General features: G+C 36.5%; 26 protein-coding genes and 1 riboswitch. Of the genes, 18 read left to right on the top strand and 8 right to left on the bottom strand.

From position 1 onward, the window contains the following. The first annotated feature begins 5 nt into the window (after positions 1-5). The 18 genes from EHW90_RS06070 (at position 6) to EHW90_RS05985 (ending at position 16848) form a co-directional block, all read left to right on the top strand. Positions 6-1121: a tetratricopeptide repeat protein gene (locus EHW90_RS06070; protein WP_124951998.1), complete on the top strand. Its 1116-nt coding sequence runs from the start codon at positions 6-8 to the stop codon at positions 1119-1121. A 23-nt stretch (positions 1122-1144) separates the two neighbouring features. Then, a complete protein-coding gene (locus tag EHW90_RS06065; RefSeq protein ID WP_124951997.1) occupies positions 1145-1831 on the top strand; it encodes a YoaK family protein in 687 nt (228 codons plus the stop codon). A 207-nt stretch (positions 1832-2038) separates the two neighbouring features. After that, positions 2039-2217, top strand: a riboswitch (cobalamin riboswitch). Between the two features lie 145 nt (positions 2218-2362). Further along, positions 2363-3175, top strand: coding sequence for a cobalt ECF transporter T component CbiQ (cbiQ, locus tag EHW90_RS06060; RefSeq protein ID WP_124951996.1), 813 nt, complete (start codon positions 2363-2365; stop codon positions 3173-3175). Positions 3176-3199: 24 nt separating this feature from the next. Next, entirely contained in the window at positions 3200-4039 is an 840-nt protein-coding gene (locus tag EHW90_RS06055) for an energy-coupling factor ABC transporter ATP-binding protein (RefSeq protein WP_124951995.1), read from the top strand. A gap of 30 nt (positions 4040-4069) precedes the next feature. Then, on the top strand, positions 4070-4822 hold the full coding sequence (locus EHW90_RS06050; protein ID WP_060931424.1) for an energy-coupling factor ABC transporter permease: 753 nt from the start codon (positions 4070-4072) through the stop codon (positions 4820-4822). Then, positions 4822-5136: an energy-coupling factor ABC transporter substrate-binding protein gene (locus tag EHW90_RS06045; protein ID WP_060931425.1), complete on the top strand. Its 315-nt coding sequence runs from the start codon at positions 4822-4824 to the stop codon at positions 5134-5136. The genes EHW90_RS06050 and EHW90_RS06045 overlap by 1 nt, the downstream gene beginning before the upstream one ends. Before the next feature lie 126 nt (positions 5137-5262). Further along, positions 5263-5532, top strand: coding sequence for a type II toxin-antitoxin system RelB/DinJ family antitoxin (locus EHW90_RS06040; RefSeq protein WP_124951994.1), 270 nt, complete (start codon positions 5263-5265; stop codon positions 5530-5532). 42 nt (positions 5533-5574) lie between these two features. Beyond that, on the top strand, positions 5575-6132 hold the full coding sequence (locus EHW90_RS06035) for a peroxidase (protein ID WP_124951993.1): 558 nt from the start codon (positions 5575-5577) through the stop codon (positions 6130-6132). A 106-nt stretch (positions 6133-6238) separates the two neighbouring features. Beyond that, entirely contained in the window at positions 6239-7585 is a 1347-nt protein-coding gene (locus tag EHW90_RS06030) for a cobyrinate a,c-diamide synthase (RefSeq protein WP_124951992.1), read from the top strand. After that, the gene (locus EHW90_RS06025; RefSeq protein WP_124951991.1) at positions 7578-8738 is read left to right on the top strand and encodes a nicotinate-nucleotide--dimethylbenzimidazole phosphoribosyltransferase; all 1161 of its coding nucleotides are present in this window, start codon (positions 7578-7580) and stop codon (positions 8736-8738) included. The genes EHW90_RS06030 and EHW90_RS06025 overlap by 8 nt, the downstream gene beginning before the upstream one ends. Beyond that, positions 8735-9253, top strand: a complete 519-nt coding sequence (locus tag EHW90_RS06020; RefSeq protein WP_124951990.1) for a bifunctional adenosylcobinamide kinase/adenosylcobinamide-phosphate guanylyltransferase — start codon at positions 8735-8737, stop codon at positions 9251-9253. The genes EHW90_RS06025 and EHW90_RS06020 overlap by 4 nt, the downstream gene beginning before the upstream one ends. Positions 9254-9255: 2 nt before the next feature. Then, positions 9256-10014: an adenosylcobinamide-GDP ribazoletransferase gene (locus EHW90_RS06015; RefSeq protein WP_124951989.1), complete on the top strand. Its 759-nt coding sequence runs from the start codon at positions 9256-9258 to the stop codon at positions 10012-10014. A 6-nt stretch (positions 10015-10020) separates the two neighbouring features. Continuing rightward, positions 10021-11040, top strand: a complete 1020-nt coding sequence (gene cbiB / locus EHW90_RS06010; RefSeq protein ID WP_124951988.1) for an adenosylcobinamide-phosphate synthase CbiB — start codon at positions 10021-10023, stop codon at positions 11038-11040. Further along, positions 11025-11786, top strand: a complete 762-nt coding sequence (gene cobM / locus EHW90_RS06005) for a precorrin-4 C(11)-methyltransferase (protein ID WP_124951987.1) — start codon at positions 11025-11027, stop codon at positions 11784-11786. The genes cbiB and cobM overlap by 16 nt, the downstream gene beginning before the upstream one ends. Further along, positions 11773-12804: a pyridoxal phosphate-dependent aminotransferase gene (locus tag EHW90_RS06000; RefSeq protein WP_124951986.1), complete on the top strand. Its 1032-nt coding sequence runs from the start codon at positions 11773-11775 to the stop codon at positions 12802-12804. Before cobM ends, EHW90_RS06000 begins: the two co-directional genes overlap by 14 nt. Before the next feature lie 3 nt (positions 12805-12807). Then, the gene (locus tag EHW90_RS05995) at positions 12808-14313 is read left to right on the top strand and encodes a cobyric acid synthase (RefSeq protein WP_124951985.1); all 1506 of its coding nucleotides are present in this window, start codon (positions 12808-12810) and stop codon (positions 14311-14313) included. An 11-nt stretch (positions 14314-14324) separates the two neighbouring features. Beyond that, complete coding sequence (locus EHW90_RS05990; RefSeq protein WP_124951984.1) at positions 14325-14981, top strand: precorrin-8X methylmutase; 657 nt, start codon at positions 14325-14327, stop codon at positions 14979-14981. A 220-nt stretch (positions 14982-15201) separates the two neighbouring features. Then, on the top strand, positions 15202-16848 hold the full coding sequence (locus tag EHW90_RS05985; protein ID WP_124951983.1) for a CAP domain-containing protein: 1647 nt from the start codon (positions 15202-15204) through the stop codon (positions 16846-16848). Between the two features lie 217 nt (positions 16849-17065). Here the strand turns inward: EHW90_RS05985 and EHW90_RS05980 are convergent, their stop codons facing one another. The 8 genes from EHW90_RS05980 to EHW90_RS05945 are packed head-to-tail and all read right to left on the bottom strand — an operon-like array spanning position 17066 to position 23862. Beyond that, complete coding sequence (locus tag EHW90_RS05980; RefSeq protein ID WP_040457857.1) at positions 17066-17242, bottom strand: DUF4250 domain-containing protein; 177 nt, start codon at positions 17240-17242, stop codon at positions 17066-17068. A 1-nt stretch (position 17243) separates the two neighbouring features. Continuing rightward, positions 17244-17972 (bottom strand): YebC/PmpR family DNA-binding transcriptional regulator, encoded by a 729-nt coding sequence (locus EHW90_RS05975; protein ID WP_009444833.1) that lies wholly within the window; start codon positions 17970-17972, stop codon positions 17244-17246. 46 nt (positions 17973-18018) lie between these two features. After that, positions 18019-19422: an MATE family efflux transporter gene (locus EHW90_RS05970; protein ID WP_243113925.1), complete on the bottom strand. Its 1404-nt coding sequence runs from the start codon at positions 19420-19422 to the stop codon at positions 18019-18021. Continuing rightward, entirely contained in the window at positions 19400-20746 is a 1347-nt protein-coding gene (locus tag EHW90_RS05965) for a hemolysin family protein (RefSeq protein WP_124951982.1), read from the bottom strand. The genes EHW90_RS05970 and EHW90_RS05965 overlap by 23 nt, the downstream gene beginning before the upstream one ends. A gap of 39 nt (positions 20747-20785) precedes the next feature. Continuing rightward, positions 20786-21964, bottom strand: a complete 1179-nt coding sequence (gene alr, locus EHW90_RS05960; protein WP_124951981.1) for an alanine racemase — start codon at positions 21962-21964, stop codon at positions 20786-20788. Further along, the gene (locus tag EHW90_RS05955) at positions 21951-22829 is read right to left on the bottom strand and encodes an NAD(P)H-hydrate dehydratase (protein WP_124951980.1); all 879 of its coding nucleotides are present in this window, start codon (positions 22827-22829) and stop codon (positions 21951-21953) included. Before EHW90_RS05955 ends, alr begins: the two co-directional genes overlap by 14 nt. A gap of 15 nt (positions 22830-22844) precedes the next feature. Then, positions 22845-23213, bottom strand: coding sequence for a holo-ACP synthase (gene acpS, locus EHW90_RS05950; RefSeq protein ID WP_124951979.1), 369 nt, complete (start codon positions 23211-23213; stop codon positions 22845-22847). Further along, a complete protein-coding gene (locus EHW90_RS05945; protein ID WP_060931442.1) occupies positions 23206-23862 on the bottom strand; it encodes a redox-sensing transcriptional repressor Rex in 657 nt (218 codons plus the stop codon). Before EHW90_RS05945 ends, acpS begins: the two co-directional genes overlap by 8 nt. Between the last annotated feature and the right edge of the window lie 35 nt (positions 23863-23897).

Here is a 23897-nt window from a genome sequence, read left to right as displayed (position 1 = left end):
AGGTGATGGAAGAAATAAAGTCATATTGGTACAAGTTACAAAAAGAGTATGAAAGTAAATATAATGAAAAATTCATGAATGATTTTGAAAAGTCAAAGGAATATCTTGAAAAGATGGAAGGCTATCTTCAAAAAAGGCTTGATAAGAATCCTTTTGATATTGATTCTGTCTGTACACTTGCATCTGTCATACTGACTCTTAGATATGCCGAGAGTGATTGCAGTAAGCTGTTAAAAGATTTCTTAGATAACTTTTCCAATCGCTTGAATGACAAACAAAAGGCAAGAATATATACAAATATTGCATTTTATGAGGACAACACTCCACTTTGCCTGAAATATTTATATATGGCATACAAGCTGAAATCACCTTTTATAGAGACATATAGGGGACTTGGAGAGTATCACTTCAGTCAATATCAGGACAATGACTCGTCAGACAGTCTTTATCTTGGTAAAAAATATTATAAGATTGCAAAGGATATGACAGAAAGTTATGAAGATACTTTCAGCTATGCCGTATGCTTATATGAGCTTAAGGAGTATAAACAGGCTAAGGATATATTCACAGAGCTGTTAAGGCAGTATAAAAACAGAATGAGACTGTTATTAAGCATCGCCTATTGTGATATATTTCTTGGCAATAAGGAAAGTGCAAAAAGATATTTGGAACAGGTAAAACCTGATGAAGACAGTAACTATTCTTTAAATACCGACAATATTTCAGAGTGTGATATCTTTGACGCCTACTATGTAATGGATGAATATGATATCTTTTTAAAATACCTTAACGATGAAGATGTATATACATATTACTCTATTGCGGACTGGGACTATTATTTTTATGCTCTCTGGATAAATGATGAAAAGGACTTCTTTAATAAACTTGTGGAAGAAAATCGCAAATATTTTAAGGATGCCGTCAAAGAAGCAAAAGAAGATGATGATTATGAAAGTGAACAGGACAGAGAAGAAACGGTTAAAGCATGGGAGAGAGATGCCTGTTATTTTGAGGAAATGATATCCCGTATAAAATCAGGTATAAAAAAGCCTAAAATAAAGCTTTCACTGTATCCTGAGTATTCATGTTATTTGACAGACTGTGTGGTGCATAAGTTTTAATTAAATGTTTTATGGAGGTGATTATGTCACAGCAACAACTACTGCCTCAGAATACACGATTTATGGCTGTACTCTTAGGTTTTATAGGCGGAGCATTGGATGTGTTTTGTCATATGCACTATGATGTATTGGTAGCTACACAGACAGGTAATATTATACTTTTGATAGCTAATGTTAAGAGCCAAAATATATATGACTTTGTATTAAGATGTCTATCCATAGTTTTCTTTTCAACAGGATTTATTGTCGGTATTTTTATAAAAGACAGACGAAAGACTGCATATTGGCGTGCTTACTCATTGCTACCATTGCTTATAATAACATTATTATTGCCTCTGTTTGACTTTCACAAGTATATCAGTGTTTCTCTAATTGCATTTGTAACCGGTATAATGATGCTCACATTTTCAGGAAGCCTTATAGAAGATCACCCTTTTACCATATTGATGACTTCAGGAAATTACAGAAAGATGCTTATGGCTATATACAGGTTGATACAAGGAAAAGGAGATACAGCCGAGTTTAAGCGTCAGGCAATCAACTACGGACTGATAGTTATAAGCTTTATAAGCGGCGGAGTAATTTCCGCAGCTTTTACTTCAATTTTTCAAACCAAATCTGTTTGGCTTATATCAACAGCACTGACAGTAATGCTTATATATTACTGCTACAATATAAAAAAAGCCGATATCAAATACACCGATATTTGATATCGGCTTTTTTATATCCGGATAAGAGATTCTGTAATTACACATTATACCCAAGGGGGTTTTGGTATAATTTTATAAATATTTGCTCTTTATATGCTATAAAAACATATAAAACGTTAACTAAACCTAACTATTAAAATTTTTTTATGTCATTTTTATTATAAATACAGAAATTATACTTGATTTTAATGATATATTGTGGTATTCTAGGCATCGTTGTACATGGATTTTATGTTTCGACATAGGAAGTTGGGTGAGAATCCCACACAGGAACGCTACTGTGATAATAATAGATCCTATATACCACTGCCAAAAGCGGGAAGGTCGGATCTTTCGATGTCTTTATCGGAATTTAAGTCAGGATACATCTGTGTACTGTTATATATGGAATTTTTCGATCTCAAAAATATCCGGTTAATTTTATAGTTAGGTTTAAGATACTGTTTTTATGGTGTCTTGATTTTGTATGTAAATAAACTGTATACAATGAGTTTCGAACCCATTGTGTACAGTTTTTTTGTAGGAGGTTTTATGGCACATCAGCATGGTGGATATTATTCCATAGACTTATACGCTTTTCATTCAAAGCTTAAGGGGATAAATCCCGAGTTTAAGTTAATATCCGCTTTAGTTGCACTCATTTTGACAATTACATTAAACAATATATACGTCAGTGCTTATGCATTTATCACTATGTTCTTTGTAAGTGTTTTGCTTGGCGGTATGGATGCAAAAGAGTATCTATCAATGTTTATAGCACCTTTCAGTTTTATAGTTTTAGCAAGTATCGGCATTGCACTCGGACTGTCTTTTCATGAAAGCGGAGACTTTAATTTAAAGCTTGGAAGTCTGTATATTTATACTTCAAAAGCTCAGATTGTAATGACTCTCAAACTTGTAATAAAGGTATTTGCCTGTGTAAGTATTATGCAAAGCCTGATACTTTCCACAATGCCTTATGAGATAATAAATGCTCTCAGAAATATGCGTTTACCTAAACTTTTGGTGGAGCTTATGAATCTTATATACAGATTTATATTCATACTTATAGAAAGCTATATGAATATGCAAAACTCGGCCGCTTCAAGGCTTGGCTATAGAAACTTCAAAACTTCTATGACAAGTTTCGGAAATATTGCAAGTAATATCCTTATAGTCTCACTGAAAAAAGCCAACGCATACTATACGGCTATGGAAGCAAGATGCTTTGACGGAGATTTGAATTTTTTACAGGATGAAAAGAGACTTTACGGCAAAAATATATTGGCAGTATTTTTATTTGTATTATTTATGTTTTTTATATGGATTGTCAGTTTAAAACTTAAGTTTCCATTTTCAGTATAGTTTTAACATAAGGAGATTGGTTATATGAACGATGTAATATTAAAAGCTGAGAATATTCATTATTCTTATGATAGTGATAAAGAAGCTCTAAAGGGTGTTTCCCTTGATATACATGAAAAAGAACGTTTGGTTATTCTAGGTGCAAACGGCTCCGGAAAGTCGACATTTTTCCTAAATATCAACGGAGTATTAAAGCCTGAGAGCGGAGAGGTTTATTATAAGGATAAGCTTATAGACAAGTCGAGTATCAAAGAGCTTCGAAAAAATGTCGGTATAGTTTTTCAGGATGCGGACAATCAGATAATAGCCTCAAGCGTAAGGGCTGAGGTGAGCTTCGGTCCTATGAATCTTGGACTAAGCAAAGAAGAAGTCAAAAAAAGAGTCGATGATGCGCTAAATTATATGAATATTCATCATTTGATAGACAGGCCGCCACATTATCTAAGCGGAGGCGAGAAAAAAAGGGTCAGTATTGCAGATATTATCGCCATGGACTCAAAGATAATTATTTTTGATGAGCCTACCGCGTCACTTGATCCGAAAAATGTCGCTATATTTGAAGAGGCTCTTGATAAGATGAGCAGCGACGGCAAAACTTTGGTTATATCCACACATGATATAGAGTTTGCTTATCGTTTCGCCGACAGAATTGTTGTGTTCTGTGACGGAAATATAATAGCCGACGGTAAGCCTGTAGATGTATTAAGTGACAGTAAGGTTTTAAAAATGGCAAACCTTAAAAAGCCTATTCTTCTTGATGTTTTTGATATTCTTGCCCAGAACTCCATAGTTAAGGAAGACTGTGTTCCGGTAAGAAGCGTCGAGGAGTTTAGAGATTTGATTATTTCTCAGGCAAAGGCTTGAGTTAATATAAATTTTTTATAGGAGGATTATATGAAGAGAAAAGAAAAAATTTTCATGAGCTTGGCAATTTTATTTGCTTTCAGTTTTGCACTGCCTTTTAACGGCAACGCTATGCATATCATGGAGGGTTATTTACCTGTAGGATACTGTGTGGCTTGGGGTCTTATTTCATTACCTTTCTTGATAGCCGGATATCTGTCTATCAAAAAGACTGTAAGTAAGGACAGAAGAACAATTACACTTATAGCTATGTCAGGTGCATTTGTCTTTGTTCTTTCTTCACTTAAGATTCCTTCAGTTACAGGATCTTGTTCACATATGACAGGTACAGGACTTGCAGCCATTCTTTTCGGTCCGAGTGCGGTAAGTATACTTGGTATTATAGTACTTATATTCCAGGCAATTCTTTTGGCACATGGCGGTCTCACAACACTTGGAGCAAATACTTTCTCTATGGCTATAGCAGGACCTTTTGTTTCATTTGCCGTTTATAAGATTTGCAAGAAGGCAAAGGTAAGTGACAATATTTCAATATTCCTTGCAGCATTCCTCGGTGATTTACTTACTTATGTTGTTACTTCATTCCAGCTTGCACTTGCTTACCCTATGAAGGAGGGCGGTGTTATGGCTTCTGCAGGAAAGTTCTTACTTGTATTTGCGCCTACACAGGTACCGCTTGCTATAATAGAGGGTCTTTTGACTGTAGTTATTATCATCGGTCTCAGAACATATGCACAGTCTGAACTTAAGGAAATCGGATTTTTAGAGGGAGGTGCAAACTGATGTCAAAGAATAAAAAGATTGTAATAGTTTCACTTATAATAATAGTATTATTGGCACTTGTTCCCCTTTTAACTCTCAAGAATGCGGAGTTCGGAGGTTCGGATGATGCCGGAAGTCAGGTCGTTTCAGAAATTCAGGGTAAAGAGTACGAGCCTTGGTTCACTCCTGTTATAGAGACACTGATCGGTAAGGAGCTTCCGGGTGAGGTGGAGAGCTTACTTTTCTGTGTACAGACAGGTATAGGTGTAGGCGTCTTCGCATTCTTTATGGGTAGATTTGTAGAAAGAAAAAAACAGGAAGATAAAAATAAATAACCTACAAAAGGATTTTAGGTTCTTTGAGCTTGAAATCCTTTTTTGTATATAAACTATTTATTATCATCATATTGTGTTGACATTGCACGAATTTTAAACTATATTTTAGATATTGGAGGTAGATATATGACCACAAATCTAAATATAAGAACTGATAAAAATATAAAGGATCAGGCTGAAGAAATTTTCAACCAGCTTGGACTCAACATGACAACAGCTATAAATATGTTTTTGAGAACCGCAGTCAGAGAAAACGGCATCCCTTTTGAGCTGAAGCTTGACACACCTAACAAGGATACAAAGGCTGCAATTGAAGAAGGACGTAAGCTCTTTAATGACAATTCGGTCAAAGGATATAAAAGCATTAAAGAACTGAGAGATGCGCTGGATGTATAAGGATAATATAGAGTAAAATTAAATATTTTTCAGGAGGGGACTGTGAATACATTTGAACAATTAAAAAAGATTATTGAAGACTCGAATTTAAGTGATAATGCCAAGGAGTTTTATTTATCGGGTATCGCTAATTTGGACGCTAAAAAGCAAAAGGCGATACTTGACCTTGTTATAAAGATGGATAAGGCCGGCTTTAGAAACAATATACCTGCCGCATACAGTGAGGTGACAGAGAATATACCGCAATTTGCCAGGATGTCCGTATTTAAGGAAATGCAAAAGATTGTAAGAGATATTGAAGGCAATCTGGAGCTGGCTGATGACTTCTATGAGGATGATAAGGATCTTCTTGACAAATTTAATGCCTGCTTTACTGATGAAGAAGCCGAGAGATTTTTACAAATCTATACAAAAGCTGTAATATCAAAGTTTTATTCTTTTCTTGACGAAGGAAACCCAAGGGCTGAGGAAGATGATTTAAACTGGGTATTGCTTGAAACGAAGGCTGACGGCAGTCATAATGACAGGGTTATTGAAGGCTTCCTTGAAGATGACTTTAATGAAGATGACTATGATTGGGATGTTGAAGATGAATCTTAAATAAAATATACTATTATCAGAGCTTGCATTAGTGCAGGCTCTTTATTTTATTGTATTTTTATTATATAATTTTATGGTAAATTCTATAAAAAGGAGCATTATTACAATGAACTCTAAAAAACAGGCCTTTATGGTTTCAGCAATGAAATCAGGCAGCGGTAAGACGCTTATTACCCTAGGCCTTATAAATATATTAAAAAGAGCGGGCAAATCCGTTTCCATCTACAAAACAGGACCGGACTATATAGATACAATGTATCACGAGAAGATAGCAGGTTCACCGTCCACAAATCTGGATCCGTACTTTTTGGAGCCCTCGTTTAAACCGGGTGAACTGAAGAAACTTTTTTTTAGAAACCTTAAAGGAGATATCGCCATAATAGAAGGAGCAATGGGACTGTTTGACGGCATCTACGGAGAGGGAAAAAGATGCAGTGCCTGTATTGTATCCGAAGAGCTGAATATAGATGTAATTATGGTTGTCGATATGGATGAGCTTGACAATCTGTCTGCATATTTGCAAAGCTTTACACACCGTGTAAAAGCTGTGATAGTAAATAAAGTTGAAAAAAATGCAGACATCAATATGATAAGATCAAGGTTAAATGAACTTGGACTTTTTCTGATAGGATACCTGTATTTTGATACAAATTTTCATATTGAAAGCAGGCATCTCGGTCTGTATGAGCCTCAAAAAGATATTTTCAATATAGTAGATAAGGTATCTGATGAACTTTCAAAGACATTGGATTTTACTATGCTTGAAGATTTCCAAGTTGAAGTACCACATTACACAGATGTCACTGCTGAGGCTTTAAATATAAAGCAAAAAAAATATCGCCTTGCCTTTGCCTATGATGAAGCTTTTTCTTTCACCTATGAAGAAAATATAAAGGTTTTGGAAGAATACGGCTTTGAGATAGTGAAGTTCAGTCCGATACATGATAAAAAACTCCCTGACAATATAGACGTGCTTTGGCTCTCAGGCGGTTATCCGGAGCTTTATGCAAGAGAGTTGTCTTCAAATACCTCCATGCTTGAGAGTATTTATAATGCCGACATTCCTATAATTGCAGAATGCGGAGGCTTTATATATCTGCATAAGAACTTTGAAAATAATGAAGGTGAAAGTTTTAAAGGTGTAGGTCTGATAGCCGGAAATGCCTTTAAAACAAAGAAACTTGTCAGATTCGGATATATTGAAATAGAAGCCCTATCTGAGAGTATCTTGATGAAAAGAAACCAAAGGATTCGCAGCCATGAGTTTCACTACTATGACTCCACCTGCAACGGAGACTATGCTCATGCTATAAAGGCCAATAAGAGTAAGGAATGGGACTGTATCAACGCCCACGACAATATATTTGCAGGTTTTCCTCATATTTATTTGCGCGGTTATGAATTTTTATTACAAAATCTGATTTCATTTTTAGAAAGGAAAAAAGATGTATAGACTACCTGATTTGACAATGATACAAAGTGATTTATTACTTGAATTTGAAAATCTCATAGCTTTAGTAACTACTACATCACAAAGTCACAGACAGCTGGCAAAAAAGCATTGGGACAGTATTGCAAAACCGCTTGACAGTCTGGGTGAGTTTGAAAAAATCTTCCAGAATTTTTCTGCAATATATGAAAATGAAATCCCCGATATTTCAAACAAATGTATCACAGTAATGTGTGCCGACAACGGAATTGTAAAAGAAGGCATATCACAGTCCGACAAGGATGTTACCTTAGCCGTTGCAAAGAGTATGGCACTTGGAACTTCAAGTATTGCAGTGCTGTCAAAAGCTGCAGGCTCCAAAATGATGGTCTTTGATATGGGAATTGACAGCTTTGATACTGAGATATATTCACTTGGTGTAATCAATCACAAACTGATGCACGGCACAAACAACTTTATAAAAGAAAAAGCGATGCCGCTTGATATTACACTTAGAGCACTACTTACAGGTATAAGCACAGTAAGTGAACTGAAAGACAATAAGACTAAAATTATCGGTACGGGTGAGATGGGAATAGGAAATACTACCACATCATCCGCACTTTCCGCCGCCATACTTAATTTGCCTGTTGAGGATGTAACAGGTCGCGGTGCAGGACTTGACGATGTCAAATTAAAGAAAAAGATGGATATTATAAAAGAGGGTATAGAAAAGTACGGTTTTAGAGATAAGCTTTTTTTAGACAGCATAAAGTCCGAAGATAAAAGTGTAAGAGTCTTGGCTGTGCTTGATTTACTTTCATCTTTAGGCGGACTTGATATTGCAACACTTACAGGTATCTTTATCGGCGGAAGTATATATAAATTGCCGATAGTTATAGACGGTGTAATCTCGGAGGTTGCAGCTTTGTTTGCGTATTTTATCAATCCGCTCTGTAAGGAGTATATGATTGCCTCACATCTGAGTCGTGAACCTGTAGCAAGCATTATCTTTGATATTTTAGGCTTAAAGCCTGTTATAGATGCTTCATTGGCACTTGGCGAGGGCAGCGGATGTGCCATGCTTTTTCCGCTCCTTGACATGGTCTTGGAGATTTATACAAAGAATGCAAGTTTTTCGGATATTAAGATAGAAGAGTATAAAAGATTTGTATGATAGTATATATTTACGGCGGCGTATCAAGCGGAAAGTCGGAGTATGCCGAAGAGTTGATTTCAAAAAGTTTTGAAAATAAAATTTATCTTGCAACAATGGAAAATACCGGAAGTTATGCAAAACAAAGGATACAAAAGCACCTTAAGCAAAGAGCTGATAAGAACTTTTTCACCGTTGAAGAGCCCAGATATCTAAGCAACATAAATATACACAGTGACAATAATATTTTGCTTGAGGATTTGACCAATCTGCTTTCCAACAATATTTTTGATGAAAACGGTATGAAATCCGACTCCAAAGAGATTACAGAAACAATTTTTTCTGATATAATTGAACTTGAAAAGAGATGTAATTCTCTTTTTATTGTGGGAAATGATATTTTCTCTACAAAAAGAAACCAAAGTAAAGAACTGGATATGTTTATAGACTGTCTTTTCTCTTTACATCAAAAAATAATTGATATTGCAGATAGAGTGGTCGAAGTGATTTACGGGCTGCCCTATGACAGAAAGTAAAGATGATAAATATAATAAAGTCGATGGCAATAACCTTTGCCATGTACTCAAAGCTTCCGGTCAGGAGTTTTGAGTGGAAAAAAGAAAATATGAAATATTGCCTTTTATTCTTACCTGTTGTGGGTATAGTGGAAGGGATTTTTTTGGTTTTATTTTCTATATTTTTCAGTAAATTAAAAGTGAATGAATTCCTTGTTGCGGCGATACTTACAAGTTTTCCGATATTGTATACAGGCGGCATACATATGGACGGGTTCCTTGACACTATGGACGCACTGGGTTCAAATCAACCCAAAGAAAAAAAACTTAGTATAATGAAGGATTCCAATTCAGGCGCCTTTGCCATAATCGGTGGGCTTGTATATATAATTTTATACTTTGCCGGTATGTTGTCTATAAAGAGTTTTACAAAAATATGTATACTTGCCGTTGCATATATGCTTATAAGGGCGTACAGCGCACTGGCTTTGACAGTATTTAAAAATGCAAGAGGCAACGGTCTGGCTTTTGAATTTGCCGATAAGAGCCTTATTTACATCAACAGAATAGTATTGCTTTTATTTATCGGCTTTGGAAGTGTGGCTATGATAGCGATAAGTGTAAACTACGGTCTGCTTTGTGCGATAGCTATATTTTTGGTCTTTTTATTTTACAGGGTAAAATCTTTTGAAGAGTTTGGGGGTATTACAGGTGACCTTGCAGGCTATTTTTTGCAGCTGGCAGAGCTTGTAGTTGTTTTGGTACTTGCATTGGCACCTTAGAGTAAAATGATTCATTTTTTTGCTTTTTTATGTGGATTTATATTGGATTTTTTTATCAGAGATTTTGAAAATTTTCCACATATGGTAAGATTTATAGGTAATACAATTTCAGCTTTTGAAAAGCTTTTCAGAAAAGTTTTCAAGTCGAATACAGGACTGCTTTTTTCAGGCTTTCTTATCGTCTTTTTTAACATCCTTATTTGGGGTGTGGCAGCATACCTTATAGATACTTTCTTATATAAGGTGAATACTTTGCTTGCCTTTTTATTGGAAAGCTTTCTGTTCTTTCAAATATTTTCAAAGGCTTCACTTAGATTTGAGAGTATGAAGGTGTACCATGCTATAAAGGGCAATGATATAGAAAAATCAAGAAAAGCACTCTCCATGATAGTGGGCAGGGACACCGACAGACTTGACTATGAACATATCATAAAGGCGGTTATAGAGACTGTTGCCGAGAATATGTCGGACGGTATTGTGGCTCCTTGGTTTTATGCTACACTGGGCAGTATAATAGCGGCGTTTAACACCGAACTTATATGGCTTATCTTGGTACTTCCTATAATATATAAGACTGTAAATACTATGGACTCCATGATAGGATACAAGGATGAAAAATATTTTTATATAGGTAAGGCGGCTGCCAAGCTTGATGACATAGTCAATTTCTTACCTGCCAGATTTTCCGCCATTATCTTACTTTTTGTGATATTTATATTATCTTTGTTTAAAGGCAGTTTTATAACATTTACAAACTCATTACAGGCCTTTATTAAATACAGATATGTACATTCCAGTCCGAATGCAGGGCAGACAGAGAGTATTATTGCAGGCTTTTTTAATACCAAGCTGCTTGGTGATGCATATTATTTCGGCAAGCTTGTCAAAAAGAAAAGTATCGGAGACGGTAATGCAGCCATAAAGGCTGATGATATAATAGAAGTAAACAATATTATGTATTTTGCTTACACGGTATTGCTTATAATAAATTTAATAATTGGAGGCATAATATGCTTTATTTTATAGGTGCAGGCTCAGGAGATCCTGAACTTTTGACTGTCAAGGGCAAAAGAATTATTGACAGTTCGGATGTTATTATTTATACAGGTTCTCTTGTAAACAAAGAATTATTTACAGATATTAAAGAAGGTGCAAAGCTTATAAACTCCGCTTCTCTAAGTCTTGACGAGGTGCTTGATATTATATTTGATTCAACCGCCAAAGGCTTGAGTGTTGCACGAGTTCATACAGGTGATCCGTCTATGTACGGAGCTATCAGAGAACAGATGGTTGCTCTTGATAAGGAAGGTATAGAATATGAGGTAATTCCGGGAGTAAGTTCCGTTTTTGCAGGCGCTGCCGCAATGAAAAAAGAATTTACTCTGCCGGGAGTCACACAGACTCTTATTCTTACAAGAATGGCAGGCAGGACACCTGTTCCTGAAGCTGAAAGTATTGAAAACCTTGCAAAGATACAGGCAAGTATGGCGATTTTTCTAAGTATAGCAAGTATAGATGAACTTGCAAAAAAGCTTATGACTTCATATCCTAAGGATACACCGGCTGCTGTAGTATATAAGGCAAGCTGGCCTGATCAAAAGATAATAGTGTCAACTCTTGAATGTATTGCAGATAAGGTTAAAGAAGCCGATATAAATAAGACGGCACTTGTATATGTAGGCAGATTCCTTGCAGATGAGTTTGAACTCAGCAAGCTCTATGACAAGCATTTTTCTCATGAGTTCAGAGAGGCTCAAGATGCACGGAGGTAGATTCTTAGAATATGCCAAGACAGGAAAAAAATTTATCGACTTTTCCGCAAGCATCAATCCATACGGACTTGACAGTAACTTAAAAAAAATTCTGACAGATTCCATCTTAACTTTGGAGCATTATCCGAACGGAAATTATAGTGAAATAAATGACATAATAAGTAAAAAACATAATGTGGATACAGGTGATATTTATCTTGGAAACGGTGCAAACAGTATTATATTCAGGCTGTTTCAAACCTTTAAAAAAGGGATAAATATATGTATACCGGTACCGAGCTTTGAATCATACAGACTGGCTGCCGAATCAGTAGATGCAAATTTAATCTACTACAATATGCCAAATCTTCATATAAGTGAAGATATATTTGATATATTGTCTGATGATATTGATATACTTGTACTTACAAACCCCAATAATCCGACAGGATTTATTGTTGAAAATAAGTTATTGCATAAAATAATCAAATACTGTAAGCAAAAAGATATTTTTGTTCTGCTTGATGAGTGCTTTTTGGAGTTTGTAGAAAACGGTGAAAATTACTCGATGTGCGATAAACTGAATGATTTTGAGAATATAGCTATACTAAGATCCCTTACAAAGCTGTATGCTTTTCCGGGGCTTCGCTTCGGATATTTGCTCACACATAATAATACAATAATGAAGAAGCTTAAAAAGCTTACACCGTCATGGGATATAAATACACTTGCGCTTGAAGCCGCCAAGTACTCACTGACACAAAATATGGACTCCGTTGTCGAGTCTATCCAAAAAGAGAAGACTGTTTTAGCACATAAATTAGAGGATTTAGGTATAGTTACTTTTCACTCCATGGCAAACTTTTTACTTTGTAAGTATAAAAAGAATATGTCAAAAAAGCTTTTGACATATGGAATAATAGTCAGAGACTGCTCGGATTTTGTAGGACTTGATGATACCTACTTCAGAGTGGCGGTTAAAACAGAGGCTGAAAATAATATACTTGTTGATACAATACATAAGATACTTAGGGGGTAGTTTATGGCAAAGGTTATAATGGTTCAGGGAACCATGTCAAACTCAGGTAAGAGCTTTTTGGTTGCCGGACTTTGCAGAATGTTTAAAAGAATGGGCTTTAAGGTGGCGCCTTTTAAGTCACAGAATATGGCTCTAAACTCCTTTATAACAAAAGACGGCTTGGAGATGGGGCGAGCTCAGGTTATGCAGGCTGAGGCGGCTAAGGTAGCGCCTGACGCCTGTATGAATCCGATACTTTTAAAACCTACATCAAATACCGGAAGTCAGGTAATATTAAACGGTAAAGTCTATGCAAATATGAGTGCAAGCGATTATTACGCCAACAAAAAGAGCTTTATCCCTTATGTAATGGATGCTTACAAAAAACTTGACAGTGAATACGACATTATTGTTATAGAAGGTGCCGGTTCACCTGCAGAGATAAACTTAAATGAAAATGATATAGTGAATATGGGGCTGGCAAAGCTTGTGGATTCACCTGTACTATTGGTGGCCGATATTGACAGAGGTGGCGTATTCGCATCTGTTTTCGGTACTGTAGCTCTTTTGGACAATGAAAGTCAAAAAAGGATAAAGGGTATTGTGATAAATAAGTTCAGAGGTGATAAAACTTTGCTCACTCCGGGCTTTGATATGCTCAAAGATCACTTTGCTAAAATAGGTGTCAAAATACCTGTAGTAGGTGTTATACCTATGACAAAGATTGATATAGACGATGAGGACAGCTTATCTTCAAGACTTGATACTGCAAGTACCGAATTTTCAAAGGATAAGATAAATATTGCGGTAATAAGACTGCCGCATATTTCAAACTTTACAGATTTCAATCCGCTTGAGCGAAGGTCTGAGATTGTACTTAAGTATATCACCTCTCCGAATGAGATGGCAGATGCGGACCTTGTAATATTACCCGGATCAAAAAATACACTCTATGATCTTCGATGGCTGAAAGATAAAGGCTTTAATCGTAATAATCTGATAAATAAAAATCTTATCGGCATATGCGGAGGTTTTCAAATGCTTGGAAACAACTTAACCGATGAGGTAGGAGTGGAAGAGGGAGGCTCTGAAACAGGACTTCAACTCCTAAACTTCAGTACTGTATTTGCCAAGAAAAAGACTACAAGGCAGACTAAAACAAAGATAATGAATTTGCCGGATTTTATTGATAATCTTAGCGATACTGCCATAACAGGTTATGAGATACATATGGGCAGCACCATAGATGCAGATGAAAAGTATTTTACAATATCAGATATAAGTGAAAACGGAGGCTTTGTAAACAAAAATATACTTGGTACATATATGCACGGTATATTTGAAAATGATAGGTTTGTAGACTGTCTGATAAGCGGTCTTATCAAAAAGACAGGTAAAAAGATCAGTCTTAATGATAATATAACCGATTTTGAAAGCTATAAGGACTCACAGTATGAGCTTTTGGCAGATCTGGTGGAAGAGTCTTTGGATATAGAAAGAATAATGAATATTTTAAATATCGAAAAATAGAAAGGTGATTTATGCTACAGATAAAACCTGAGGATATAGAGAAAAAGAGTTTTGAAATACTTACATCACAGATGGATAAGGACAGACTGAAGTTTTATACCGATGATGAGCTTTTGGTTGTAAAAAGAACTATACATACCACGGCTGACTTTGACTATCAATACAATGTTATATTTCAAAATAATGCAATTGAAACTTTAAAACATTGTATACAATCAGATGCAATGATTTTTACAGATACAAATATGGCACTAAGCGGTATCAATAAAAGGATATTGACAGGCAAGTTTTCTATAACTCCGCGCTGTCTTATTGCGGAGCCTGATACGATTGAATATGCAAAGAAAAACAACACTACAAGAGCGACGGCCTCCGTTGATTTGGCTTATCAAATTCGCGATGAAAAACAGGATTTAAATAAAGGCAAAAAGATCCCTATAGTATTTGCTGTAGGTAATGCACCTACGGCACTGATAAGAATCCATGAGCTTTTGGACAAATATACACCTGATTTTATTATCGCGGCACCTGTAGGCTTTGTAAATGTTATCGAAGCCAAGGAGCTTATAAAACAGAGCAATATACCTGCAATTATTTGTGACGGCAATAAGGGCGGAAGCAATGTCTGTGCCGCAATAATAAATGCTGTATTATTGCAAATGGTATGATAAAGACTGTTACCTGATGAATGAACTTATCGGGTAACAGTTTTTTAGTTTTAAAAAAATTATCATATGTTACATATTTTAAAGTTTTTATTGTACAATGTAACGATAAATGTGATAATAGCATACAATTATTGAAAGACTTTTGTATCTGTAATATAATATTTATAAAATATTAAGGATATTTAAATCTTATATTTTAAGTATCTGCGTGGAGGTATATATGGTCAAAAAACTATTGTCACTGGTTGCAATCAGCCTTGCCGTTGTCGGGCTTTACAGCATGGATGTTGCAGCATATCCGTTTACCGTAGCCGGAACGCCGTCTAATGCAAAGATGGCTACACAAAGAAGTGAGGAAGATATAAAAGCTTACCTAAGCAGTCATCCTTTCGATGTTACAAAACCTGATACTTGGAAGGTTACACCTGACTACAAGAACAATATAGCAGGAGAGTTAAGTGATGCTTCAAGACAAAACGCTCTCAACACTTTAAATGTCATGAGGTATGTTGCCGGACTTAATGAAGCAAGCTATGACTATGATACCGAAAAGTATGCACAGGCATCATCAACACTTATGATCGGAATAGGCGGTATCACACATAATCCTGAAAGAAAAGCCGGTGTATCCGATGAGTTATACATCAATGGTGCCTACGGTGCAAAGCATTCAAATCTAGGTGCAGGTTATGATACAATTTCAGAGGCCATACTATATGGTTGGATGGGAGACGGAGACCCTTCTAATATAGATAGAGTAGGACATAGAAGGTGGGCAATTTCCCCGGGACTTGAAAAGACATCATTCGGTATTTCCGTAGGGCCTGGACGCAACAATGAATATACATCCATGTATTGCATCTATACAGGTACAGACTTGTGGAATTCGTTCTTCGGCAGTTCAAGTAGCGGTAGTGACGTGGACTTTTTGACATGGCCTGCAAGTAAGATGCCTGCAGAATATATGTACGGCCCTTGGTCTATCTCATTGAACTCCGACTACTTCAGTGCAAATGAAAATGATGTAAAGGTTACTCTTACAAATTTAAAAACAAACAAGTCATATTATTTTGATAAGAGCGATAAGAGTACTACAGGCGAATTCTTTAATATAAATACAGGCGGCTACGGCTCATTACATCAGGCTGTTATTTTTGACGCAAAGATAAAATATAATGCAGGTGACAGATATCTGGTCAAAGTTGAAGGACTTAAGGATAATCACGGAAATGCATATGATCCTATAGAATATACTGTAGATTTCTTCAGCTTATATGGGAATAAGAGTTTCGGCAAAAAAGGTCTTATAGTTGAAAAAGACGGCAGTACAAGTGTACATACAGGCGGCTCAGGTAAGTCAGGCAAATCCGGTGGCGGAGGTGGCGGTCGCTCAGGCGGCGGCTCATCAGGCGGCGGCTCCGGAAGGTCAAAAACTACATTCACATGGGGATTTATCAATACAGACAGTAATACAAGTCAATCCTCCGGCGGAACCTGGGTTAAATTAAGTAACGGAAGTTGGAATTATTTTAGAAACGGATCAGCTTTACCTGTAAGAAATGATTGGGTAAAAGATAACGGACATTGGTTTTATCTTAGTGCAGACGGCAGTTTGATTGAGAACAACTGGTTGAAAGTAAACAATTCATGGTTCTATGCAAAGGCGGGAGGATATATATCCGAGAATGAATGGCTTTACTTAGGTAATAAGTGGTATTATACACAGGCAGGAGGATATAGCGCAGTCAGTCAGTGGTTACAGATAAACGGAAAGTGGTATTGCTTTGACTCAAGTTGTGCGCTGTATGTAAACACTACAACACCTGACGGATACAGAGTGGATGCAAACGGTGCATGGATTAAATAAGCTATAAACATATTTATGTTTGTATAAACGCAATATTGGGGAGTTATTATCATAATAGCTCCCTATATTTAAATTGCATAACTATGCGTTAAACTTGAGTTTTGCGAATAGTTATATATTGAATATTTACCGGGCAAACTACTCTTCAAATAAAAATAGTATTTAAATAATCAGCCTAAACCAACTATTTAAATACTATTTTTAGTAACAAATATAATTATACAAATTGATTTCTATCTTCGTTATAGTGATAATCAATCATCTCAAGCTTTTTCTTTATCTCATCCTCATTTAGATTATTTTCTTTACAAAAATCATCCAACGAAGAATTAAAATCTCTAAGCTTGGTATTTATAAGTGATAATAACATCACGGGATCTTTTGGCAATGTCATATTACTCATCCCAGCTATGATATACATTCTGTACATCATCCTCAACATCCAAAAGGTCAAGAATACGATTCATCTTCTTGATATCTTCCTCATCTGACAATGTTACCCAGTTTTGCGGAATCATTGTAACCTCTGCATCAGCCATCGGAATACCCAGTTTTTCAAGTCCTTCTCTTACAGCTGAGAAATTATCAGGATCTGTTAAAATCTCATAGCTGTCTTCTTCCTCATTGAAATCCTCGGCACCAAGGTCAAGTGCAGTCATCATAAGTTCATCCGGGTCCATATCACATTCTTCCTTATCTATGATAATCTGTCCCTTCTTGTCAAACATAAAAGACACACATCCCGGTGTTCCGATATTTCCGCCACCCTTTGTAAAAGCCGCTCTTACATTTGCCGCAGTTCTGTTCTTATTATCTGTTAAAGTTTCTACAATAATTGCAACTCCGTTCGGGCCGTAACCTTCATAGGTGTTCTGCTCATAGTTTACAGAATTGACATCTCCTGCCGCCTTTTTGATACCTCTTTCAATTGTATCATTTGGTACATTGTTTGCCTTTGCTTTTGCAATAACATCTCTAAGTCTTGAGTTATTGTTCGGGTCCGGTCCGCCCTCTTTTACCGCAACTGCAATCTCTCTTCCGATTACAGTAAAAATTTTGCCCTTAGCGGCATCATTTTTCTCTTTTTTATGTTTAATATTTGCAAATTTTGAATGTCCTGACATATTTTCTCCTTTATATACTAATCCAAAAAACTATTTTATACTTAAATTATTTTGCTGTCAATTCTATAGCTAAGTTTTTCAACCACTTTCCCTGCTTATACCTTATATATCCCAGTACTGTCTTATAAATTTCTGCAGAAAGCACCATTCCATATACTATATATATAGGAAGTTTAAAGTACAGACCTCCGATAAAAGCCATAGGTACTCCGATAAGCCAAACTCCTGACAAGTCCATAAACAGACAAAAAAGTGTATCCCCACCGCTTCTGAGTATACCTACCAAATTCACTGTAGCCACCGCCTTAAACGGTAAGAATATGGCAAATACCAGTAAGCAAAGCTTTATATCACTCATCAAATCATCAGACACATTGTAGAGTCTTACAAAAGGTACTCTAAGTAATACTATAAGTATTGAAACTGATATGCTGACTATGATTGTAAGTATCCAGGTATATGAACCGTATACCTTCGCCTTTTTCAGATTGTCGGCTCCCATCTCGTTTCCAAGTATTACTACAGCGGCAAGTGCAATTCCTTGGAATGAAACCACCAATAAATCCTGCAAGGCGGTGGAAATGGTTATTGCCGCTATGGCCGCATCTCCCATTCTGCCGTATACTACGGAATAAAGCGTGGTGCCAAGCCCCCACAGCGACTCATTGATTATTACGGGGAATGCGGTTACAAAAAACTGATTTATCAAATCCTTTGAGAAAGGATTCAGATTCTTCAAAGAACAGATAAGCGGTGAATTCTTTAGCTTTATAAGTATAATCGTCAATAAAAATTCAAATATTCTGGCTACTACAGTTGCAATCGCCGCACCTACCACACCAAGTGCCGGAAATGTAAACTTTCCGAATATCAGTATATAGTTTAGAATGATATTTACCACAATGGCAAAGATACTTGATATAACAGGTACTTTAACCTCTCCCACTGCTCTCATTATCGCAACATAGATGTCTGTCGCCGCCGTAAACGGATATGAAATACATACAACTCCAAGATATGCGGCACCTATTGTTATGGCATCTTGTGAATTTGTAAAAATTTTCATCAACCTGTCCGGCATAATAAAAGCCGTTGTTGCAAAAATTATTCCTCCGACCACCGACAGCAAAAGCCCGAGTCCAAGTACCTTCCTGATATTTTTTATATCATTATTTCCCATGTACTGTGAAGCCAACACTCCGCTACCGCTTTCAACGCCGAATACCAGCAATACAAATACAAAAAAGTATTTGTTTGCCAAACCTACACCTGCAATGGCGCTCTCCCCCAACTTGCCTATCATTACAGTGTCAATAAAATTGACAATCATCTTCAATAACATTTGAAGTGACACAGGCAGTGCAATAGACAAAACCCTGCCTATATACTCCCTGTCTTCAAACATACCAAGCGGACCAAGCAATCCGCTATTCTTCTTTAAGCTCCTCATCCTCTTTTAATTTTGTTACTTTAATGGTGTTAATCGTCCTGTTTGACACCTTCAGCGCTTTGAACTCATATCCATGCATTATAATATCAAACTTCTCATTATCTTCAGGTATTCTGTCAAGTCGGGATATCATAAGACCGTTTATAGTATCAAAATTCTCCAACTCCTCTTCATCAAATTTTATATCAAGAATATCTTCAATATCAGATAGAGGTGTCATTCCTTTTATTATATATGAACCGTCTGCAAGCTTTTTTATAAGCTCTTCATCCACATCGTACTCATCCAAAATATTTCCTACAATCTCCTCAAGTATATCCTCCATTGTGACAATACCTGATGTCTGACCGTACTCATCCACTACCACTACCATATGATTTTTATGTGACTGCATCTCTTTAAATAATGTATTCAGATTTTTATTCTCCGGAACGAATATGGTCTTTCTGAGTATGTTCGGAATATCCTTGATGGCTGTATTTTGATAATTGGTAGTATTCTCACATATAAGAGCATCCTTCATATTAAGAATACCCATTATATTGTCAATGTTTTCATCGTATACAGGATATCTTGTGTTATTACCTGTAGTCAGCATGAAGTCAATAGCCTCTTGCAAAGTATCTTTACTGTCTATAAATACAACACTTTTTCTGTGTGTCATTACATCTCTGGCCTGCTTATCGTTAAGCTCAAAGATATTTGTAATCATTTCGGCCTCAGATCCTTCAAAGATACCCTGTTCATGTCCCTCGTTTAACATACTTACTATATCTTCTTCACTTACTGTCTCCGCCTGTGCCTTTATATCCACTCCGAAAAGCTTTAATATAATATATGAAACTCCGTCAATTATAAATATAATCGGTGACAATAAAAACATCAGTACAGCCGATATCCACATAAAGGTATATACACTTTTTTTCGGTACCTTCCTTGCAAGCTTATTTGGCAATGATATCCCGAATATAACAAACAGAATACAAAAGATTACAACAACAATAAGTATTGAAATACCGCTTGAGAGTGATACAGGTAAAGTATTCGGCAGTTTATTCTTTATAATACTTCCGAATGTCCTGACAAAATACCATCCGAGGAAACTTACGGAAAGTATATTTACTATATGTGTACAGTAAAGCACCTTATCCTTTTTTTCTAAGAATTTCCTTAACCTGTCCTCTTTCTTTCCCTCTTTACCCTCTTCTTCTATATCCGAATTATCCAATTCACGCAATGCGGAATTGAATGAGTGAATTGAAAAATTGACAAACAATACAATTATAATACTAATAATCAATAATGCCGAATGAGCATCGTCCATGAAAATCTCCTACTTATCCAATATTAAAATTTAAGTACACTATATCACAGTATACAAGTCTCTTATATAGTCCTTTTTCCCTATATATTCATCTTTGCAATAGTAAAGCCTCGGTACCCTTTTGTTGATACCGCAGATAAACTCATAGGAAAAGGTATTGGAACTTTTGGTCAGTTCATCCACAGTAATTACGCTGTTTTCGCTCTTTCCCAAAATAACCACTCTATCTCCTATCTTTACATCCTTAACTTCGCTGACATCCACTATTGTCTGATCCATACAGATCCTGCCAAGTATATTACATTTATTGCCGTGAATCAGCACATATCCTTTGTTGCTTAAATCTCTGGGATATCCGTCTGCATATCCGAATGATATCGTTGCGACCTTCATATCCTTTTTTGCTGTGAATGTGGCACCGTAACTTACACTTTCTCCGGCACAGATCCGCTTTATATATGTAATTGTTGAATAAATACTTAAAGCAGGCCTGTAATCAAAGTCTTTTAAATCAACATCACTTGAAGGTGCGATACCGTACATCGTGATGCCGCATCGAACCATATCCAGGTCCGTTCCGATGCCGTTTACAATGCCTGCCGAATTGGAAGCATGTGCAATCTTAGGTTCAACTCCCATACTGTGTAACAGCTCCAAAAAGTCACTAAAAAGCTTCTTTTGTTTGTGGGCGGAAGTCAAGTCACTGTCATCCGCACTGTGAAAATGTGTGAAAATACCCTCCACCTCGATATTTTCCATATCATTTATTTCTTTTATGATATCTGCGCTTTCCTTTGTAGGCTTAAATCCTATTCTGTTCATTCCGGTGTCTATTGCGATATGAACAGCCATCTTCTTGCCCATCTGTTTTGCTTCTTCATTGATCTTTTTAGCCTGATCAAGTGTAAATACCGATTCTCTTATATCAAAAACTATTGATTCCTTGTAGCTTTCTCTTGGAATACAGGCAAGTATCAAAATAGGCTTTGTGATCCCGTGATACCTTAAGTTAATTCCTTCTTCAAGTGTAGCCACACAGAAAAAATCCACAATATCTTCTATATACAGTGATACCGGAACACTTCCGTGCCCGTAGCCGTCCGCCTTTACAATCGCAGCCAACTTCATGTCCTTTTTCAGTGCATTTTTTGTCACTGTCAAATTATGTTTTATAGCATCCAAATCTACTTTTGCATAAGCTCGTTTATATGAGTCCATTTCTCTTCCTTCTATTCAGTACCTCTCCTATATTGTCCAGTATATCTCTTGCAATAATACTGTGCTCTCCCTGCTTTTGTCCTGCCAGATTTCCTGCAAGTCCGTGTATGTAAACGCCAAGTGCTACAGCCAAATCATCTTCTATTCCGAGGCAGAACATTCCCGCTATTATACCGCAGAGTACATCTCCGCTTCCCGCCTTTGCCATAGCCGGAGTCCCCGATTCATTGATAAAAGTATCTTCTTTGGCGGCAATCACACTTCTATGTGATTTTAAGACCACTGTGATACCATATTTATTTGCATACTCCTTTGCGTACTTTTGTGTATCTGCAAGTATATCCTCGATAGGTATATTTATAAGCCTTGACATCTCTCCGATATGAGGTGTGATAATAATATTGTCTGTATAATACTTGGTAAGCGAATTATCATAAGCAATTATATTAAGTGCATCGGCATCTATTATCATAGGTACATAGCACTCAGACAAAACATATTCCACAATAATCTTTGAATAGTACTCCGTGGAAAGCCCCGGACCGAGTACTACAACACTTGCCCAGTCAAGACATTGCTTTATCTTACTTAATAAGCAGTCTTTACTTTCAAACGCCTCTCTCTCATCGTAAGTTGTAATAATTGCTTCAGGCAGCAGTGTCTGCAAAATCGTTCTGTTTTTGCTCACTGTAAGTATTCTTACAAGTCCGGCACCGGAACGATACGCTGCCATAGAACTGAGAAAAGCGGCACCGCTCATGCCGTTGCTCCCGGCAATCACAAGTACATGTCCGTAACTGCCCTTATTTGCATCTTCTATTCTGTCAGGTATATATTTTAATGCAGTCTCATCAAGTATCCTCATATCTATCTCCACATATCAATCAACTTCTATTACCACCATTGCAACGGCTAATGAATTTGTATTGCTTATAGATACATAAATATTTTTCTCATTGATATCCATAAGATGAATATTTTCAGGATTGCAAATCCTTATAAAGGGTTTGCCGTATTTATCCCTAAGCACTTCCAAATCCTTCAGTCCGATACCTCTAAAACCTATTCCTAATGCTTTGACAAAAGCCTCTTTTACAGCAAAATTGCCTGCAAGAAAAACATCGGTATTCCTTTCCTTAGCCATAACAATTTCGCTGTCAGTAAAAGCCCTTTTCAAAAAATAATCTTTTTTTATTGCTCTTGATATTCTGTCTATTTCTATTATGTCGGTTCCTATACCTCTAATCATACTTTCCTTCAAAAGGTATCGCATCCATATTGCTGACTCTGTATGAGAGTCTCATTAAGGACTCCGACAGATGTACATTTTCAACTATTACATCGTCAGGAACCGTAAGATCTGTATGTGCAAAATTCCAAATCGCCTTTATACCTGATTTTACAAGCCTGTCAGCTACTTCCATGGCTCTTGCCTTCGGTATGGTAAGTGCCGCGATTTGAATATCGTTTTCCGAAATAAACTTCTCAAGGCTGTCAAGTGAATAAACTCTTGCACCCCTTACAGTCTTTCCGAAAAGATTCGGGTCCACATCAAACATTGCCTGAATCAAAAATCCTCTTCTCTCGAAGTTTGCATAATTTGCAATAGCCTGGCCCAGGTGTCCGGCACCAATTATAATAATATTGTGCTGGCGATCAATGCCCAATATCTTTGCTATCTCATTATACAAATATCTTACATTGTAGCCGTAGCCTTGTTGACCGAATCCGCCGAAATTGTTAAGGTCCTGCCTTATTTGAGAAGCGGTTACCTTCATCCTTTCACTAAGCTCTTTTGAAGAGATTCTTTCAACTCCTTCTTCTGAAAGTTCTCCCAAATATCTATAGTATCTTGGCAGCCTTGAAATAACCGCTCTTGATATTTTTCTTTCTTCCATTATATCTCCATCTAAACTATGCATATAATGCATAG

Origin of the sequence: Lachnoanaerobaculum orale (assembly GCF_003862485.1) — a bacterium.
GTDB lineage: Bacteria > Bacillota > Clostridia > Lachnospirales > Lachnospiraceae > Lachnoanaerobaculum > Lachnoanaerobaculum orale.
The sequence above is the reverse complement of the archived record's forward strand: the minus strand, read 5'-3'. Positions and strand labels throughout refer to the sequence as shown.

Coding starts and splice junctions, on each gene's coding strand:
- EHW90_RS05985 (WP_124951983.1), top strand. CDS start 15,202: ATGGTCAAAAAACTATTGTCACTGGTTGCAATCAGCCTTGCCGTTGTC.
- EHW90_RS06065 (WP_124951997.1), top strand. CDS start 1,145: ATGTCACAGCAACAACTACTGCCTCAGAATACACGATTTATGGCTGTA.
- EHW90_RS05995 (WP_124951985.1), top strand. CDS start 12,808: ATGGCAAAGGTTATAATGGTTCAGGGAACCATGTCAAACTCAGGTAAG.
- EHW90_RS05990 (WP_124951984.1), top strand. CDS start 14,325: ATGCTACAGATAAAACCTGAGGATATAGAGAAAAAGAGTTTTGAAATA.
- EHW90_RS06015 (WP_124951989.1), top strand. CDS start 9,256: ATGATAAATATAATAAAGTCGATGGCAATAACCTTTGCCATGTACTCA.
- EHW90_RS05965 (WP_124951982.1), bottom strand. CDS start 20,746: ATGGACGATGCTCATTCGGCATTATTGATTATTAGTATTATAATTGTA.
- EHW90_RS06000 (WP_124951986.1), top strand. CDS start 11,773: ATGCACGGAGGTAGATTCTTAGAATATGCCAAGACAGGAAAAAAATTT.
- cbiB (WP_124951988.1), top strand. CDS start 10,021: ATGATTCATTTTTTTGCTTTTTTATGTGGATTTATATTGGATTTTTTT.
- EHW90_RS06030 (WP_124951992.1), top strand. CDS start 6,239: ATGAACTCTAAAAAACAGGCCTTTATGGTTTCAGCAATGAAATCAGGC.
- EHW90_RS05980 (WP_040457857.1), bottom strand. CDS start 17,242: ATGACATTGCCAAAAGATCCCGTGATGTTATTATCACTTATAAATACC.
- alr (WP_124951981.1), bottom strand. CDS start 21,964: ATGGACTCATATAAACGAGCTTATGCAAAAGTAGATTTGGATGCTATA.
- EHW90_RS06025 (WP_124951991.1), top strand. CDS start 7,578: ATGTATAGACTACCTGATTTGACAATGATACAAAGTGATTTATTACTT.
- acpS (WP_124951979.1), bottom strand. CDS start 23,213: ATGATTAGAGGTATAGGAACCGACATAATAGAAATAGACAGAATATCA.
- EHW90_RS05955 (WP_124951980.1), bottom strand. CDS start 22,829: ATGAGGATACTTGATGAGACTGCATTAAAATATATACCTGACAGAATA.
- EHW90_RS05975 (WP_009444833.1), bottom strand. CDS start 17,972: ATGTCAGGACATTCAAAATTTGCAAATATTAAACATAAAAAAGAGAAA.
- EHW90_RS06045 (WP_060931425.1), top strand. CDS start 4,822: ATGTCAAAGAATAAAAAGATTGTAATAGTTTCACTTATAATAATAGTA.
- EHW90_RS06040 (WP_124951994.1), top strand. CDS start 5,263: ATGACCACAAATCTAAATATAAGAACTGATAAAAATATAAAGGATCAG.
- EHW90_RS06050 (WP_060931424.1), top strand. CDS start 4,070: ATGAAGAGAAAAGAAAAAATTTTCATGAGCTTGGCAATTTTATTTGCT.
- EHW90_RS06020 (WP_124951990.1), top strand. CDS start 8,735: ATGATAGTATATATTTACGGCGGCGTATCAAGCGGAAAGTCGGAGTAT.
- EHW90_RS05945 (WP_060931442.1), bottom strand. CDS start 23,862: ATGGAAGAAAGAAAAATATCAAGAGCGGTTATTTCAAGGCTGCCAAGA.
- cbiQ (WP_124951996.1), top strand. CDS start 2,363: ATGGCACATCAGCATGGTGGATATTATTCCATAGACTTATACGCTTTT.
- cobM (WP_124951987.1), top strand. CDS start 11,025: ATGCTTTATTTTATAGGTGCAGGCTCAGGAGATCCTGAACTTTTGACT.
- EHW90_RS06055 (WP_124951995.1), top strand. CDS start 3,200: ATGAACGATGTAATATTAAAAGCTGAGAATATTCATTATTCTTATGAT.
- EHW90_RS06070 (WP_124951998.1), top strand. CDS start 6: ATGGAAGAAATAAAGTCATATTGGTACAAGTTACAAAAAGAGTATGAA.
- EHW90_RS05970 (WP_243113925.1), bottom strand. CDS start 19,422: ATGAGGAGCTTAAAGAAGAATAGCGGATTGCTTGGTCCGCTTGGTATG.